At 46.5% G+C, this 15,428-nt stretch carries 19 protein-coding genes; 1 reads left to right on the top strand and 18 read right to left on the bottom strand.

Features of this window, described 5'->3' with window-relative positions; translation table 11 throughout:
- Positions 1 to 47: 47 nt before the first annotated feature.
- The 14 genes from msrA to acpS form a co-directional block, all read right to left on the bottom strand.
- Positions 48 to 578: a peptide-methionine (S)-S-oxide reductase MsrA gene (gene msrA, locus V1501_RS01400; RefSeq protein WP_409291104.1), complete on the bottom strand. Its 531-nt coding sequence runs from the start codon at positions 576 to 578 to the stop codon at positions 48 to 50.
- Between the two features lie 117 nt (positions 579 to 695).
- Positions 696 to 1,298 (bottom strand): PP2C family serine/threonine-protein phosphatase, encoded by a 603-nt coding sequence (locus tag V1501_RS01395; protein WP_409291103.1) that lies wholly within the window; start codon positions 1,296 to 1,298, stop codon positions 696 to 698.
- Entirely contained in the window at positions 1,295 to 2,083 is a 789-nt protein-coding gene (gene sigB, locus V1501_RS01390; RefSeq protein WP_409291102.1) for an RNA polymerase sigma factor SigB, read from the bottom strand. Before sigB ends, V1501_RS01395 begins: the two co-directional genes overlap by 4 nt.
- Positions 2,061 to 2,534, bottom strand: coding sequence for an anti-sigma B factor RsbW (gene rsbW, locus V1501_RS01385; protein WP_409291101.1), 474 nt, complete (start codon positions 2,532 to 2,534; stop codon positions 2,061 to 2,063). The genes sigB and rsbW overlap by 23 nt, the downstream gene beginning before the upstream one ends.
- Complete coding sequence (locus tag V1501_RS01380) at positions 2,531 to 2,863, bottom strand: anti-sigma factor antagonist (RefSeq protein ID WP_409291100.1); 333 nt, start codon at positions 2,861 to 2,863, stop codon at positions 2,531 to 2,533. The genes rsbW and V1501_RS01380 overlap by 4 nt, the downstream gene beginning before the upstream one ends.
- 61 nt (positions 2,864 to 2,924) lie before the next feature.
- Positions 2,925 to 3,935 carry a PP2C family protein-serine/threonine phosphatase gene (locus tag V1501_RS01375; RefSeq protein WP_409291099.1) on the bottom strand — a complete coding sequence of 337 codons (1,011 nt, stop codon included), beginning with the start codon at positions 3,933 to 3,935 and terminating at the stop codon, positions 2,925 to 2,927.
- 11 nt (positions 3,936 to 3,946) lie between these two features.
- On the bottom strand, positions 3,947 to 4,348 hold the full coding sequence (locus V1501_RS01370; protein ID WP_409291098.1) for an anti-sigma regulatory factor: 402 nt from the start codon (positions 4,346 to 4,348) through the stop codon (positions 3,947 to 3,949).
- 4 nt (positions 4,349 to 4,352) lie between these two features.
- Positions 4,353 to 4,709 carry an STAS domain-containing protein gene (locus V1501_RS01365; RefSeq protein ID WP_409291097.1) on the bottom strand — a complete coding sequence of 119 codons (357 nt, stop codon included), beginning with the start codon at positions 4,707 to 4,709 and terminating at the stop codon, positions 4,353 to 4,355.
- Positions 4,706 to 5,542 carry an RsbT co-antagonist protein RsbRA gene (locus V1501_RS01360; RefSeq protein WP_409291096.1) on the bottom strand — a complete coding sequence of 279 codons (837 nt, stop codon included), beginning with the start codon at positions 5,540 to 5,542 and terminating at the stop codon, positions 4,706 to 4,708. Before V1501_RS01360 ends, V1501_RS01365 begins: the two co-directional genes overlap by 4 nt.
- 410 nt (positions 5,543 to 5,952) lie before the next feature.
- Entirely contained in the window at positions 5,953 to 6,303 is a 351-nt protein-coding gene (locus V1501_RS01355) for a type II toxin-antitoxin system PemK/MazF family toxin (RefSeq protein WP_409293196.1), read from the bottom strand.
- Positions 6,304 to 6,310: 7 nt separating this feature from the next.
- Positions 6,311 to 6,592 (bottom strand): CopG family ribbon-helix-helix protein, encoded by a 282-nt coding sequence (locus V1501_RS01350; RefSeq protein ID WP_026692981.1) that lies wholly within the window; start codon positions 6,590 to 6,592, stop codon positions 6,311 to 6,313.
- Positions 6,593 to 6,763: 171 nt separating this feature from the next.
- On the bottom strand, positions 6,764 to 7,921 hold the full coding sequence (gene alr / locus V1501_RS01345) for an alanine racemase (protein ID WP_409291095.1): 1,158 nt from the start codon (positions 7,919 to 7,921) through the stop codon (positions 6,764 to 6,766).
- Between the two features lie 167 nt (positions 7,922 to 8,088).
- A complete protein-coding gene (locus tag V1501_RS01340; RefSeq protein WP_409291094.1) occupies positions 8,089 to 9,096 on the bottom strand; it encodes a LolA family protein in 1,008 nt (335 codons plus the stop codon).
- Positions 9,097 to 9,344: 248 nt separating this feature from the next.
- Entirely contained in the window at positions 9,345 to 9,698 is a 354-nt protein-coding gene (gene acpS / locus V1501_RS01335) for a holo-ACP synthase (RefSeq protein WP_409291093.1), read from the bottom strand.
- 99 nt (positions 9,699 to 9,797) lie between these two features.
- Here acpS and V1501_RS01330 point away from each other — a divergent pair, with 99 nt between their 5' ends.
- The gene (locus V1501_RS01330; RefSeq protein ID WP_409291092.1) at positions 9,798 to 10,400 is read left to right on the top strand and encodes a rhomboid family intramembrane serine protease; all 603 of its coding nucleotides are present in this window, start codon (positions 9,798 to 9,800) and stop codon (positions 10,398 to 10,400) included.
- Here V1501_RS01330 and V1501_RS01325 read toward each other — a convergent pair.
- From V1501_RS01325 to V1501_RS01310, 4 genes are all read right to left on the bottom strand, one after another.
- Entirely contained in the window at positions 10,390 to 11,799 is a 1,410-nt protein-coding gene (locus tag V1501_RS01325) for a PH domain-containing protein (protein WP_409291091.1), read from the bottom strand. The genes V1501_RS01330 and V1501_RS01325 overlap by 11 nt on opposite strands.
- Positions 11,792 to 12,265 carry a PH domain-containing protein gene (locus V1501_RS01320; RefSeq protein WP_409291090.1) on the bottom strand — a complete coding sequence of 158 codons (474 nt, stop codon included), beginning with the start codon at positions 12,263 to 12,265 and terminating at the stop codon, positions 11,792 to 11,794. Before V1501_RS01320 ends, V1501_RS01325 begins: the two co-directional genes overlap by 8 nt.
- Before the next feature lie 115 nt (positions 12,266 to 12,380).
- Complete coding sequence (uvsE, locus tag V1501_RS01315; protein ID WP_409291089.1) at positions 12,381 to 13,352, bottom strand: UV DNA damage repair endonuclease UvsE; 972 nt, start codon at positions 13,350 to 13,352, stop codon at positions 12,381 to 12,383.
- Between the two features lie 175 nt (positions 13,353 to 13,527).
- The gene (locus tag V1501_RS01310) at positions 13,528 to 15,006 is read right to left on the bottom strand and encodes a DEAD/DEAH box helicase (protein WP_409291088.1); all 1,479 of its coding nucleotides are present in this window, start codon (positions 15,004 to 15,006) and stop codon (positions 13,528 to 13,530) included.
- Positions 15,007 to 15,428: the final 422 nt, after the last annotated feature.

Genomic DNA, 15,428 nt, shown 5'->3' with positions numbered 1-15,428 from the left:
GTTTGATTAAAATGAGCCACTGGCATCTGCCGTGGCTCATTTCAGAATCATTTCTCCCAATTCTCCTTGATGAAGGAATCGCGTCCTGATTCAATTCGTTCCTCTTTGTATTTTTCAGGATTCTTTTTATAAAAGTCCTGATGATAATCTTCGGCAGGATAAAACACTGAGGCAGGGAGAATCCCGGTCACGATAGGCTTACTGAAACGCCCGCTCCCGGCAACTTCCTGCTTTGAAGCCTCGGCTTCTTCCTTTTGCCCGGGTGTATGATAGAACACAGCCGTGCGGTACTGGCTGCCCCTGTCAAAGAATTGTCCTCCATCATCTGTAGGATCGATTTGCGGCCAGTACAAGTCAAGCAGCTGCTTATATGGAAACAGGTCCGGATCGAAGGTGATTTGAACTACTTCAAAATGTCCGGTGGTGCCTGTTTTTACTTGCTCATATGTGGGATGATCAACAGACCCCCCCATGTAGCCAGAGACAATCCCATGGATCCCAGGCAGTTCGTCAAATGGTTTTACCATGCACCAGAAACAGCCTCCAGCAAAGGTGGCAAGTTCCCTTCTTTGAGTCATTATATATTCCACCTTTCCTTATCATCGTTGATTCATTATAAACCGAAGCCGGCAAAATGAAAAAAGATATATCCTGCTGCGGCAGGAAAAACAAAAAAAGCTTACTTTAATGGTTCATTAAAGTAAGCTTCCCAGTAAAAAGGTTGTGTCATCTGAATAGGCATTGTTTTCCTCAAGCAGCAGTCTCGCAGTCTGCTGAAGCGGGACGTGGGGTTTGAGTACCCTCTTGGCCCCGATCATCTGCAGGCCGTCCGAATGAAGAATGAAATTTGACTGAGGTTCATATTTAAAAAATTGAGTATGATACCGCTGGGTTCTTCCTGATAGATATCCCGTAACAGGAAGAGGATAGAGCAGCTTGCCATCCGGAAGGCAGCAGAAGAATCTTATGTTGCCCACAGAACTGTAAACAAACTCATGTGTTCTGAAGTCTGCCTTAAGAATGGACACGGCAGCTCCCCTTTTATTGACGAGGACTTCATTGCAGAGCTTCATCAAAGACTCTACATCCAGATGAGGGTTGTTTTTCACTACATCCACAACGGCTGAAGAGGATTCATAGGCAAACTCGCCGCTGCCAAGTCCGTCAGCCAGCACACAGATAAAATAATTATCGGTCACCGTATAATAATAACTATCCCCACAATAGGGCATATCATTTTTTGACGATTGTGAGATAAGAAGCTCCAGATGCTGTTCCTTTATGTGGGTTTGGATCATTTGGCATACTCCGAATTAATTTCGGCGTTAATTGCCTCCTGAAGCTTCTTAATGGCACGTCTCTGTAGACGGGAGACATGCATCTGGGAAATCCCCAGCTGCTCTCCGGCTTCCTTCTGGCTCAGATTCTCCAGATACGTATGTTGAATGATCTTCTTTTCCCGGTCAGTCAATACATGCAGGACGCGTTCAAGCACAAGCCGCTGATTCACCTTTTCGAAACCTTCGTCCACATTACCGAAGATATCAAGTAAGGTGACCGTTCCGCCATCTGAATCTGCCTCGATGGAATGATCAATTGACAACGCCTGGTAGCTTTTGCCCATCTCCATCGCTTCAAGCACTTCTTCTTCCGAAACCTCAAGATAAGAAGCAATTTCTTCAATCTTAGGGGACCGGTGTAATTCTGTAGTCAATTCTTCGACCGTAACCTTTATCTTCGGACCAAGCTCCTTGATCCGGCGAGGAACGTGTACACTCCATGTCTTATCACGCAGGAATCTCTTTATTTCCCCGATGATGGTCGGTACGGCAAATGCTTCAAAGCTCTTGCCGAAGGTTTCATCATACCTTCTGATTGCACCCAGAAGTCCTATCATCCCAACCTGGATGATGTCTTCATGGTAGGACTTTCCCTTGGAATACTTCCTTGCAATGGTCTCCACCAGACCTTGATAGTGAAGTACAAGGGAGTTCTGTGCCTCTTCGTCCTGGTGCAGCTGATACTGCTTGATCCAATTATTTACTTTCTCCTTGGCCTGGTTAGGTTGAGATTCTTTCTGCATCACTCTCCACCTGCTCTCCTACTAAAAACTTAGTCATGAACACAGTTACACCTTCATGCTGATGTATCTTAACATCGTCCATGAGGGACTCAATAAGGTATAAGCCTAAGCCTCCTTCTCTAAGAAGTTCCACGTTCTGGTCTGCACCATACGGGCCTAGGCCTTTCCGTACCTCTTCAAAATCACAGCTGTGTCCATTGTCGGCAACCATAACTTCCAGGCGGTCCTCATACAAACCAAAGCCAATTTTGACTTCGCCGTTTTCATTGTCCTTGTATGCATGCTGGACGGCATTGGTACAGGCTTCACTGGTAGCGATCTTAAGATCCTCAATATCTTCGTATGCAAATCCCATCCTGCTCGCAATACCCGAAAGGGTAAGACGGATAACACCTATGAATTCTGGTTTTGCAGGGAATTTCATTTCTATATAATCAAATGTTTCTGTCATAGTACTCCACCCTCAGTATTACTATTAATATCGATGATATCAGCAAGTCCTGTGATATCGAATAAACGGCGAAGGCGATCGGATAATCCCACTAAATAGAATTCACCGTTATGGGCACGGACGCTTTTGAATAATCCTACAAATACGCCAAGGCCTGTACTGTCCATATAAGATACGTCGGAAAGGTCAACGGTCATGTGAACATTTTCCTGTTCCGATATAGGGAAAAGGGTTTCCCTTACCTTTGGTGCGGTGTAGGCATCAATTTCGCCTTTAATTTTTACTTTGGCTTTTGAATCTATATCTTTAACATCAATAATAATATTCATTAAACTGACCCACCTTCTTCTTTTCGAATTGCACTCAATATTTACCCTCTACAGTTTTACCTTAAACATTTCTTTTAAGAATAATCAGTGTAAAATCATCCCTTAACTGGAAATGCTGCATTTTTTCTAACTGTTTATAAATATTGTTCACCATTTCCTGTGCGCTTAAGTGCATATTCTTCTGGATGAATTCAATCAGTGTCCCCCGCTCAATGAACCCCTCGCTCGTGCGGCACTCGGTCACGCCGTCTGACATCAAAACAATCATGTCTCCAATTCCAACCTGTTTTTCATACTGCTCATACTGGGTCTTCTTCTCCACTCCAAGGAGAAGGCCCTTTGCTGTCAGATCGGAGAACGTCCCGGTCGCTGCATCATAATAGAATCCCGGTTCATGGCCGGCTGATGCATAGGAAAACGTGTGGGATGCCGGATTATAAAGGCCATAAAACATCGTGATGAACATGCTTGGGTCGACGTTCCTCTCAACGACCCGATTCAGGCTCTCAAGCACGCTTTTCGGAAAATGGCGGTGATCCGGAAGGCTGTCCATCGCATATTTGATCATGGACATACAGAGCGCAGCAGGGATACCCTTTCCGATTACGTCTGCAATTCCTACCCCTACACACTGGTTCTCATCCTGAATGAAGTGAAAGTAATCCCCGTTCATATGCCTGGCCGGCACACTGATAGCCCCGATCTCTAAACCCTCTAAATCGGGAATATCTGTTCCAAGGAGGGTGTGCTGAACGTTTGCGGCAATCTCCATCTCGGATTTCAGCTCCTGCTGCAGATGCTTCAGGTTCTGGTGTTCCCGGTAGGCTATTCCATAGCCCATCATAACTTCAAGAAGGAAGTCGAGCGAATGCACAACTTCCTCCGGGAGATCCTCATAAGCTTCCATCAGCGTGCTTTTATGGAAGCTGATGATCTCCTCCGGGGATATTTTATGTTCAATCGTTTTGCGGCTGTATTTCTGCCCCTGGTAAAGAGCCTGTTCGGATTGCTCTTTCAGGTAATTGAACAGCGCCTCCCGATATTTTTCTTCAAGATTCTCTCTAGATTCCATGCTGGTCCCCCCTAGCGGAGCCATTTCGTAGCGCGGATTTCAGTGCCCTTTCCCACATTGGTATCCAGGTCAAATTCATCCATCAGTCTCTTAACACCAGGCAGGCCTGCTCCTAGTCCCCCTGAAGTTGAAAATCCATCTTCCATTACTTTGCGTACATCAGGTATGCCCGGCCCTTCATCAGAAGCAATGATCAGGACCCCTGACCTGCCGGACTCATACAGCTTTTCAATGCATACTTTTCCCTGACCCGCATATAAATAAATATTTCTTGCAAGCTCACTTATTGCGGTTGTGATTCTTGCCTGGTCCACTGTGCCGAATCCCAGCTCTTTGGCAACATTCCTGCCAAGCTGCCGGGCAGCGACAATGTCCCACTCATTAATAATCTTTACGCAGGATTGGAATTCCATGTGTTTAGTCCCCCAATTCCTGTTGTAATTTCTCCAAACCTTTTTCTAAATCCAAGGCTGTCAAAACATCATCCAGTACGATGCCGAGTTCAATCAGGGTGATTGCCACTGCCGGCTGTATGCCCGTGATAACCACCTTGGCACCCATAAGTTTAGACATGCTTACAACATCACCGAGAACTTTTGCTATGAATGAATCTATAAAGTCGATGGATGTTATATCAATAACCACTCCATTTGCACTTGTCTCATGAATTTTCTCCAGCAGGTCCTCCTGAAACTGAAGGGCCGTCGCATCATCCAGTTCCCACTGAATGGAAACCAGCAGACAGTCATAAAGCTTTAAAATGGGGATCCTCATTCCACTTCTTCCTCCATCTCAATTAATTTGCGGTTTGTAATTTCAAGGGCTGCTTCAATTCCCTTTTGCAGGGAGTTCTTGGTAGCGAACTCACTGAGATTGATTCCAAGGTTGACGATCGTCTGGGCAATCTCGGGCCGAATGCCGCAGAGCATGCAGTGCGCACCCACCAGCCGTACAGCCTCTGCGGCCTGGATGATGTGATGTGCGACCATTGTGTCCACAACCGGAACACCTGTTATATCAATAAGGACCACTTCAGAACGGTGCTTTACCACACCATCAAGAAGGTTTTCCATGATTTGCTTGGCCCTTTCAGTATCTATAGTGCCGACAAGGGGCATGACCGTGATCCTGTCCAGGACAGGGATTAAGGGAGCAGATAATTCTTGCAGAGCTATTTTTTGAAGGGATACAGTTTTTTCCCAAGTTTGTGAATACATATTTACAATTTCATTATTCATCGGGGTCATAAAGGAATCAAAATCATAAACGATCGACATCTGGTTTTCCTTCGTGATAATCCCTTCCTCCATCATGCCCTCGAAGGTGATTTTGGAGAATTCGCGCAGGCCTCCATTTACGAAAGTCAGCGGCCACCCCAGCCTGACCACTTTTTCGGCAAAATCCGTGAGCCGGCTGATGAATTCCTCATGGTTATCCGTGAGCCGGGTGATGATCATTTCAATAAACTCCTGGCTTGTCCGGAAAAACATCTCATCAGAAACCGCATTGATCAGCTTATAATCCGCCTTGCTCTTTGTACTCGCAATCCATTCTTCTAAAATCTTTTCCCTGTTATCCTTAATATACTTATATATCAGCTCGTTCATAATACCCTCCTATTTTAACATACCCGACTAGGGCCCATTCCCTTAATACGAAAGTTGTTAAGCAAATGTCATGTATTGTTTATAATTCAGTCCAATGGCCATTATTTATTATAGGATTTGACTGCCGCAGAAAACCGAAGCGAAAAAACGCGCTTGACAGCTTTCACCCTCTACTATCTCACTATAAGGTTTTGCCCTCAATTACGTCAAATATTGAGGGTCTCCCTGAATATGTCTGTTCTGCCGAAAGATGCACCACTGATATTATTTCCACATTTCCGCTGATATGCCTGCATACTTGTGAAGAAAAAGATTCAAGCGTTGTCCTGCTTCCGGGCATATAACTCTAAAAATAAAAAAAACGCCTTGTCTCAAAGCGTTTTTTCTATCGGCAATGCTATTCTGATGTTTTAAAACTCTATAAGCCCCAGGCTGATCTGTAATGCGTCATCTACTTTTTTCATCATTTCATCATCAAGATGAGTGATCTTATCAGTTAAGCGCTGCTTGTCGATGGTGCGTATCTGCTCCAATAATATAACGGAATCTCGTTCAAAACCGTAGCGCTTCGCGTTAATTTCAACATGCGTGGGCAGCTTAGCTTTCTGGATTTGGGCAGTGATCGCCGCCACAATCACAGTAGGGCTGAAGCGATTGCCAATATCGTTCTGTATGACCAATACCGGGCGGGTCCCTCCCTGCTCGGAGCCGACAACCGGTGAAAGGTCGGCGAAGTATACGTCACCACGCTTAACTACAATCAAAGGCTTAACCTCCGCTTACTAAACGTTCCACACAATGGTCAGCCTCATACTCTGCAAGAAAAGCCTCGGATGCGATTGATAAATTAATGACTGCCATTTCGATATAGCCACGTTTCATAGATTCGCGAAATTCTCTTTTTTTACGTTCGCGAAGATACATTTCGGTCGCACGATAGATAAATTCGCTGCGATTGACATTTTCCTCTTTTACATACCCATCTAACTCAGATAAAAGATTTTGAGGTAATCGAACTAATATCTCTCTTGTTGCGCTGGATTCAGACACAAACAACACCTCCACCATCACTACACACCTTATATCTTCCCTTTACCATATTACCATTATTGTGTATATATGCAAAGGGCAGACCTAAATCTTTATTCTATTATCTACATAAAAAGCAGCCTTTTATGCAAGTACTAACGATTTTACTAAAATTCAGGGCATTTATAAAGGCTATTCTAACAAGGAATTATTGGTAATATGCGTTTTTCCGTATTTCTTATACACACGCGGCACCCGCCAGGCAACGAGGCAGGCAGCTTCATAGTTAATGGTACCAAGCTTCCCTGCTATCTCATCAAGGGATATGAACTCATCCCCATCCCTGCCGACAAGGGTTACTTCGGTTCCGATATCCACCTTTTCGGGGAGCCTGATCATGCACTGGTCCATACAGATCCGCCCGACAATCGGGACCCTTCTGCCCTGAACAAGAACCTCCTGCCCCTGAAGCTTCCGCAGGAAGCCGTCGGCATAACCGACGGGCAGAGCCGCTATCCATTCATCCCCCTGCAGTGTATAGACCCCGCCATAGCTGATTCTGTCACCTTTGGATAACTTTTTGATGGAAACAACTTTTGTTTTAAGCGACATGGCCTGATGGAGTTCGAACGGCAGATGCGGCTTGATTTCCTCAGAGGGAGAAAGGCCGTACATGGCAATCCCAAGTCTTGCTGCATTGAACTGGCTGTCCTTGAACCTGAGCGTTGCAGCACTATTGCTCGCATGGATGAGCCTTGGCCTCTCTGTTAAAGCCTCCAGGAATTCCCTGAATCTCTTTAGCTGCAGTTCATAATAGCTGCTGTCTTCTTCATCTGCAGCAGCAAAGTGGGTAAAGATCCCCTCAAAGTCATAAAGATCAGAACTGGTTATCAGCCGCTCGGCCTCCCTCAACTCCTCAGCGGATGTAAAGCCAAGCCGCCCCATCCCTGTATCGCATTTGATGTGAAGCTTGACCGCCTTGCCCCCGGTCAAGCTTTTTCGTGCTTCCTGAAGCCATTCCAGATTGAATACGGTCAGTGAAATGTCAAGATTTGCAGCAACCTCTGCATCCTCAGGCCTGGATGCTCCGAGCACAAGGATTGGACAGCTGAATCCCTTATTCCTGAGATATACAGCTTCATCCAGGAACGCAGCCGCCAGGGCATTGGCCCCTCCCTCAAGAGCTGTCCTGGCTGTTTCTTCATAGCCATGGCCGTAAGCGTTCGCCTTTACCACTGCATACAGGGTAACATGCGCGGGAAGATGTCCCTTCACATTCTTCACATTGTTATATATATGATCCAGATTAATTTCAGCCCAGGTATCCCGGTAAAAGCTGGTAGTTTCCACTGATGACCCGCCCTTTATCATGGTTTGATTTTTTATCCTCTTATTATTGCGGTTTATGAGTTCCAGGTCAAACCTGCAGGTCTCCCGCACCCACAAGAGTCAGGGGCATCCGGCGGGGATTTTATGCTAAAAAAACCCTGCCGGCAGCAGCAGGGACTGTAATTCCTTTATTTTACCGGGGCAGCCTCAACCGATCGCGCCACCATCAGCATTTCATCCTTTGATAAATCCTTGGAGGCAAGCATATAATCCACTCCGTCATAAGTCCAGGAGAGAGTATGCCCGGATATGGCTCCGATGGCAAACCCAAGATCTACCGGTTCACCGTTCATTTTGGTAGAAGCGAGAGTTGTTGTTGCAGCTTCGGCTTTTTCCTGTATCAACGTATAGCTTTGTTCCCCTCCATATGTCAGCACAAACCGTTTGCCATTAGCGGCAGTAAGCTCTTCTTCATCAATCAGCTCCACACCGTCAATCTTTGCCGTCGGCCTCTTGACAGTGAAGGCTGTGTCCTTCGGTTCGCCCATCACAGGTGCGAGCTGTGCGCTTGTCATGTTGCGTTTCATATCGAAGGATCCCTTGTCGAAGGAAGAATTGAACTTCACCTTGGTGAATTCAACTGATACCAGTGTATTTTTATCCGGATCCTGCACTTTGACGCTCACCGGTGACAGATCCTTCCGGCTGAAGGTAATCACCTGAAAAGGAAGCATTTTATTATTCTGATAGCGCGTCTTTGTTTCAAATACATAGTGCTTTTTCGTCTTTTTAAACACGGCATCCTTATCTTCCATAACATCCTTCACAAGCGACTCGAAAAGATATGCCTGACTGCTGTTCTTAGGCCATTCACTTTGAAACTTAAAGCTTTTATTGAGGGCTGGAGTCAGGACGAATACGCCTTCCTTGTTCCGCAATATCATCTGGCTCTGATCCTTCTTCGGATTCTTCAGGTTGACTCTGTAAAAATCCGGATTCTTATGCCAGACTTCCACATTATAAACCTGGGGATCTTCACCCATCTGAAGAGTCATTTTGGCGTTCGCTTTGTATCCCTTCATCGAAGTTACCTTTTCATCCAAGGCGCTCACCACATCTTCCTGCGATTTCGCTCCACAGGCGGACAGGGCGGCCATCAGCAAGAATCCAGCAACAACCACCAACCACTTTCTCATCTCTTCAACCCCTTTTTTTATTTAAAAGGGAGAGGAAAAGGCGGATCAAAAGACATTGAGGGATTGCTCCAATCCACATGCTCCCGGGGCTGCCCGAAAAAAGTTCCGGACAATCCCCAGGCTGTCTTAGAAGTTATTATGAACAACCTTTCCAGCAACACACTTTAACCAGGCCTTGTCTCTCCTATAGCACTACCATGTATATGAGGAGGGACTGGCCAATATGTCCAAAGAAAATGACAGGCTGTTCACACTTCTTCAATGACTACCTGCGCGGCTGCGTACTCTGCAGTGTGGGTAATGCTGAGATGGACGCCCCTTGATACAGGACTTGTAAATACCGGCTTGCCGCTTGCCGCTTTTGCAATCTCAATATCCAAAAAAGACAGGCTGGATCCAATACCCGTTCCTGATGCCTTCGCAAAAGCCTCCTTGGCAGCAAATCTGCCGGCCAAATATTCTATTTTCCGCTTTTCTCTAAGCTTAGAGAACTGTTTTCTTTCGTTTGGCGTTAATATCCGCTCAGGAAGCCTGGGCTGTCTTTTCAGCAGCTCCTCCATTCTGTGCATTTCCACAAGATCCATTCCTATTCCCTTTATCAACAGAAAGACCTCCCTTCTTATTCATATAGCCAGTCATAACCGGCGCCTTGGGCGTGTACAATTTAGAGCAGGCCATTTTAGCGGAAAGGATGTTTTTATTTGTTTGTCCGGAATGAGGACCCCGCTCAATTTTATAGGATCTATCCCGCAGCTGCCTTGATGGTCATAATCAATGTTTCCGTCTACCTACTGATCAGCCTTCCCATCTTTCCGGGTTCAGTTATTTTCAAAAGCATGTATGGAGTCAATCTTTATATAGTAGAAGGAGACTATTGGCGGCTGCTCAGCCCCGTCTTCCTGCACGGCACATTCAGCCACCTTGTATTCAACAGCATTTCCCTTATTATCCTGGCACCATTCATTGAACGGGCCCTCGGCTCGTGGCGCTTTATAGTCCTTTACCTGGTGTCCGGGGCAGGAGGCAACGCAGCGACATGCCTCATTGAACCGCCCACATTTACCCATACCGGGGCAAGCGGAGCTGTATTCGGCCTCCTCGGCTTCTATCTGGCCGTCATATGTTTTAAAAAAGACTGGCTGTCTTTACAAAACTCCCGTATGCTGCTTACGCTGTCCGTAATTGGCATGACAATGACTTTCCTGCAGCCGCAGGTTAATATATCGGGCCATATCGGAGGCTTGCTGTCAGGATTCGGGGTATCTTCCCTTCTACTCCTGAATAGGAAAACCATTAATAAGTAAACCAGTTCATGATAGACTGAGCATCTTTCTTCTCTAAATCCCGGACTTTCCCTGATGCTGCACCAGTTCCTGAAATAATGACTGCCGTTATCGTAAGGAGGCCGCCGGCACGCTGCAGCGGGGACGCTGACACCTGGAGGGATTGGATCTTCCCTTTATAAATCAGATAAGTTTTCCTTGAGATCCCCCTGTTCCTGAGCATTAATAGTTTATCAGCCATATACCAGCCTGCATCCCGGAAACAGATGCCGCCAAACAGCACTGCCGCTGCGACAAGGAGAAATGACGCATACCCCCATCCCGGGAACAGAAAACTTAGAGCTGCTGCCGCAGGCAGGCAGATCAAGACCGGCCTGCCTATAAATCTAAATTTGGAACGGTCCGCGGCACCGTGCAGGCTTCCGGGGAGGGGATATTCCGGAAGCAGGGAGCCGAATATAACTTCAAGCTTCTCCTTTTTAATCAGCGGCAGCAGAATCGTTTTGGAATTCCCCCTCCCTTTTGTCCCTCCTGCATAATAAAGGGATACACTAACATACCCTAATGGCTGCCGGAATGGATTTTCACTGATGAGGATAGCCTGGATTTTTTTAAATGGTATTGTTACCTGCCGCGTCTCAATCAGGCCGCTTGAAACGATAAGGTCAGAACTCGTTCTTTCCACGGAAAAATTGGCGAGCTTAAGCAGGATATTGATAATAGCGGCACCATATGCCAAAAGGAACGCAGCCAGGAGCAGCAGGGCGATCGCCGCTGAGCCCGAAGCGGCATAATCCTCAATCCCGAGGAGCACCCTCTTGTACGGGATTACCTCCTGAAATTGCAGCAAAACCGCAGCAGCACCGGAAAATATAACTCCAACTCTGCCGGATGTAGCTGCAAAGATCCAGAGATCGAGATGGGCCGGGCTATAAGTCCTGTTTTCCGGCTTTCCTTCTGGGGGCGGCAGGGCAGCCTGTCTCCCTCCCGAGATGATCAGTCCCAGCACTTCGGCCTTTCTGCTCGTAATGGCTTCAAGGACTGCTTCCGGTTCGCCCCCCTTTGTTCCACCGGCAGTCTCTATCTTGATGCTGACCACCTTGAACAGCCGCTGAATCACTCCCTGGGTAATGTCCAGCGACTGAATTTTATCGAGGCGGATATAACGGCTTTTTTTCAAGAGTACTCCCTGATAGATACGCAGCTCCCCATCGGTGATTCCATATGAAAAACTTCTCCAGCGAAAAATACCGACTGCAATGCTTATAACGACCGGCAGAATAGAAAACAGCAGCTGATACCCGGCGCCTTCTCCTCTGCCGCTTACAATCAGCAGAAGGAAAGGCAGCAGCATTCCCTTGAGTGTTCTTAAAGTACTCACAAGTATCCCGGCCGGATGCAGCCGCTCAAACTTAGACATCTCCCTCCTCCACACTTGCCATTGCAGATATGTATTTCCTTAACTGTTCCGCTTCACCCACGGCAAGCGCTGGAATTTCATGTGAGGAGGCAGCAGTCGACACCTCGACGGAAGACAGCCCATAACGCGCAAGGAGCGGCCCCTGTTTCGTATCCACATGCTGAACCCTGGCCATCGGAATGAGCGTCCTTCTGATCACAAAAATTCCTTTTTGAATTTCAATTTCCTTCTCCCGCACCTCATATCTCCAGTGCCGGATTCTAAGAGCGGGAAGAACCCATACGCCAAATACCGTACCCAGAAGAGCAGCGAGCGAAAGGGCATAAGGAATCCACATGGAAATGTCCCGGTACACAAACAGAATAAACGCCCCACCTGCCACGGCCCAACCTATCAGGGAAAGAAGCAGGCTGCTGATCATCCATACTATCCTTGCTTTATTGGAAATTCGATTTTCCGGTCCCACAAAATCTCCCCAGCTTCCTTTATGTTCTTACCAAAGTATACTATATCCCGGTACTTTAAGGTTCGGCAGACGAAAGGCCGCTATCTGAATCATGATCCCCCTGTGTTTTTAACCATCATTTAAGAAAGAAGCTTGCTGAATTTATGATTTCCACTTGTGAGGAACTCTTTAAGTCTTCCATCAAACGAAACAGCGCCTCATCCTTTTTCTTTGCTTCAATCATACAATCAATCTGGGGGACTGTTCCTTTGATGGAGTCTAAAAAGCGCAGGAACATCCCGCTGTCTACAAACTCCGCATGAGCCCTGAACTCTTTTTCAGACCGGGGGCTCGAGATGTGCATCTTGACCGGAAGCTTCGAGTGAGCCCATGTGCCAAGAATCCGCTCCCAGCTCCCCTCCCAGTCTTCCGCTCCCCTGTTATGTGCCAGATGATGGTGATAATCAAATACCAGCGGGATGCCGAGCTTTTCACAAAGATACAAGGTATCATCCAGGGTAAAGGTCGTGTCATCGTTCTCAAGCATAATCATCTTTTGCAGCCCCGCTGAGATCAGTCCCCAATTATGGATAAATTGCTCGAGTGCCTTTTCGATATCGTTATAGCCACCGCCGACATGCAGCACACACCGGTGTTCCGGTTCAATTCCCATTCCCTTAAGCAGACCCTCATGCATCCGCAAGGTTCTAATTGACATATTCAGTATTTCTTTGTCGATCCCATTAAGAATGACAAAATGATCCGGATGAAAGTCGACCCTCATCTCAGGATGCTCAACCAAAAACCCGGCAACTTCAGCAAGAGCTCCCTTTAAGGGTTTCAGATAATTCCACCCGGGGAGCTCCTCATGATTGGCGAGAGGGATAATCCTTGAAGTCAGGCGGAAAAAGTGGATATCATTCGCCAGATTATGCCTGAGCAGCCTCAGGCAGTTATGTATATTTTCTACAGCTATCCTCTCCAGCTTGCGGATGGCAGCCTCCCTGTCCTTAAGCTTCGAGAACTGTGCAAAAGTCATCGTCTTAGACGGAGATGCATTCTGCAGTTCCACACTCATCGCCACATACCCCAGGCGCACGATCGTCATTTTGATTCCTCCCCGGTCCTTTTTTATAAGTATTCCATACTGCTTCAATATCTATGAAACCCGACTGAGGCTAAAATTCTCTTTTCATCAGGAAACCCGGGACATACACGATCTCTGATCCGGCTGAGGACTGAAAAACGTAAAAAAAGGACCCCAAGAGGGATCCTTTGATCTATTAATATTGTTTTTCTCTTTTGCTGGCGCCTTGGCCGCCTCTGCCAGCAGGTTTTCTGCCGCGTTTTTGGCCATATTCACGCCGTCCTCCGCCTGTAGAAGTCTGGCCTCTTCCGCTTCGGCTTCCGCCGCGGTCTCCGCCTCTTCCGCGTTTAGAGAAAGCAGGTGCTTCTTCTGTAAGCTTGATTGGAGTCTGATCTGGCTCTTTTGTCATCAATTTAATAACAGAAGCCAATATGTCTTTTGCTTCGTACTTGTTTAGAAGTTCTTCGGCAGTAGCCTGGTATAGAGAGGAATCTTCTCCTTCAACTGCAGAGACAATCTTTTCCATAACCGCTTTCTGCTGGCCTTCAACAGCCTCGCTCAAGGTTGGCGGCTGCATTTTGTCCATACGCTTTTTCGTTGTATTTTCGATTGCATACAACTGGGATCTTTCACGGTATGTTACAAATGAAACAGCTTCACCTGTTTTGCCTGCACGCCCTGTTCGTCCAATTCGGTGAACATAGCTTTCTGGGTCCTGAGGAATGTCAAAGTTGTAAACATGTGTAACGCCTGAAATATCAAGTCCGCGGGCAGCTACGTCAGTCGCTACCAATACATCGATGTTTCCTTCTTTGAATTTCTTAAGAACAGACAGACGCTTAGCCTGACTCAGGTCTCCGTGGATCCCTTCTGCCATATAGCCTCTTACATTAAGTGCAGATGACAGTTCATCAACACGTCTTTTTGTACGTCCAAATACGATCGCAAGCTCCGGAGTCTGGATATCGAGCAGGCGGGTAAGCGTATCGAACTTTTCGCTTTCCTTCACTTCAATGAATGACTGCTTGATTTTGGAAACAGTCATTTCCTTCGCTTTCACTTTAACCACTTTCGGTTCGCTCATGAACTTTTCAGCAATCTTCCTGATCGGTTCAGGCATTGTAGCTGAGAATAACAGAGTCTGTCTGTTTTCTTCAGGAACTGTAGACAGGATTGATTCGATATCTTCGATGAATCCCATGTTCAGCATTTCATCCGCTTCATCAAGGACTACCGTGCTGACATTCCCTAAGCGGATCGTCTTGCGGTTGATGTGGTCAAGGAGTCTTCCTGGCGTACCTACAATGATATGCGGTTTTTTCTTAAGGGCACGGATCTGGCGGTCAATATCCTGTCCGCCGTATACTGCCATAACACGTACGCGTTTTCCGAAGCCAAGTTTGTACAATTCTTCAGAAACCTGGATGGCAAGCTCACGTGTTGGAGCAATACAGATGCTTTGGATCTGGTCTTCTTTGATGTCGATTTTCTCCATCAACGGAATACCAAAAGCTGCTGTCTTACCTGTACCTGTCTGTGCCTGGCCAATGATATCCTCCCCTTGGATGGCAAGAGGAATCGTTTGGGCCTGGATTGGGGTTGCTTCTTCAAACCCCATTTTTTCGATTGATCTTAATGTGGACTTATCAAGTCCTAATTCACTAAACAAAGTCAATTTTCCCTACTCCTTTAAACTTTAAGATTTTTTTAGGATCTTAAGAAAAAGCTTTTTCAGTCGCCTAAAAGAATGGCTAATAGCAAAATAGGAATGCATTAGGAATACGCTGGCAGACGCCAGTATGGAAATCAGCCATTCCTTCAGGCAGGAGCGGCTTTTGTATGAATCCACGTTCAATATGACAGGTGCATGGAACTGCCATCCGCGAAAATATGCCTAAAAGCATTCTTAAAAAGTGATGAAAGGTTCAAATCATATGAAAAGCCGCTTCTAGCGGCGAATAAGACCTCTTCGCTGGGCCATTTCTAATCAAGTGCTCCGCTTTCTGTAAAGAAAGCCGAAATGAAAAATCTCTTTCAAAAGAATAAAAGGCATAAACCAAAAATTATAAATGCTGTTTATATCACCGGCATTTATAC

The sequence above is a fragment of the Paraperibacillus esterisolvens genome (assembly GCF_046237625.1).
GTDB classification, from domain to species: domain Bacteria; phylum Bacillota; class Bacilli; order Bacillales; family DSM-1321; genus Paraperibacillus; species Paraperibacillus esterisolvens.
This window is presented reverse-complemented; position numbering and strand designations above follow the sequence as displayed.

Excerpts from the sequence above, each read along its gene's own strand:
- msrA (WP_409291104.1), bottom strand. The coding sequence starts at position 578 with ATGACTCAAAGAAGGGAACTTGCCACCTTTGCTGGAGGCTGTTTCTGG.
- V1501_RS01395 (WP_409291103.1), bottom strand. The coding sequence starts at position 1,298 with ATGATCCAAACCCACATAAAGGAACAGCATCTGGAGCTTCTTATCTCA.
- sigB (WP_409291102.1), bottom strand. The coding sequence starts at position 2,083 with ATGCAGAAAGAATCTCAACCTAACCAGGCCAAGGAGAAAGTAAATAAT.
- rsbW (WP_409291101.1), bottom strand. The coding sequence starts at position 2,534 with ATGACAGAAACATTTGATTATATAGAAATGAAATTCCCTGCAAAACCA.
- V1501_RS01380 (WP_409291100.1), bottom strand. The coding sequence starts at position 2,863 with ATGAATATTATTATTGATGTTAAAGATATAGATTCAAAAGCCAAAGTA.
- V1501_RS01375 (WP_409291099.1), bottom strand. The coding sequence starts at position 3,935 with ATGGAATCTAGAGAGAATCTTGAAGAAAAATATCGGGAGGCGCTGTTC.
- V1501_RS01370 (WP_409291098.1), bottom strand. The coding sequence starts at position 4,348 with ATGGAATTCCAATCCTGCGTAAAGATTATTAATGAGTGGGACATTGTC.
- V1501_RS01365 (WP_409291097.1), bottom strand. The coding sequence starts at position 4,709 with ATGAGGATCCCCATTTTAAAGCTTTATGACTGTCTGCTGGTTTCCATT.
- V1501_RS01360 (WP_409291096.1), bottom strand. The coding sequence starts at position 5,542 with ATGAACGAGCTGATATATAAGTATATTAAGGATAACAGGGAAAAGATT.
- V1501_RS01340 (WP_409291094.1), bottom strand. The coding sequence starts at position 9,096 with ATGAGAAAGTGGTTGGTGGTTGTTGCTGGATTCTTGCTGATGGCCGCC.
- V1501_RS01325 (WP_409291091.1), bottom strand. The coding sequence starts at position 11,799 with ATGTCTAAGTTTGAGCGGCTGCATCCGGCCGGGATACTTGTGAGTACT.
- uvsE (WP_409291089.1), bottom strand. The coding sequence starts at position 13,352 with ATGACGATCGTGCGCCTGGGGTATGTGGCGATGAGTGTGGAACTGCAG.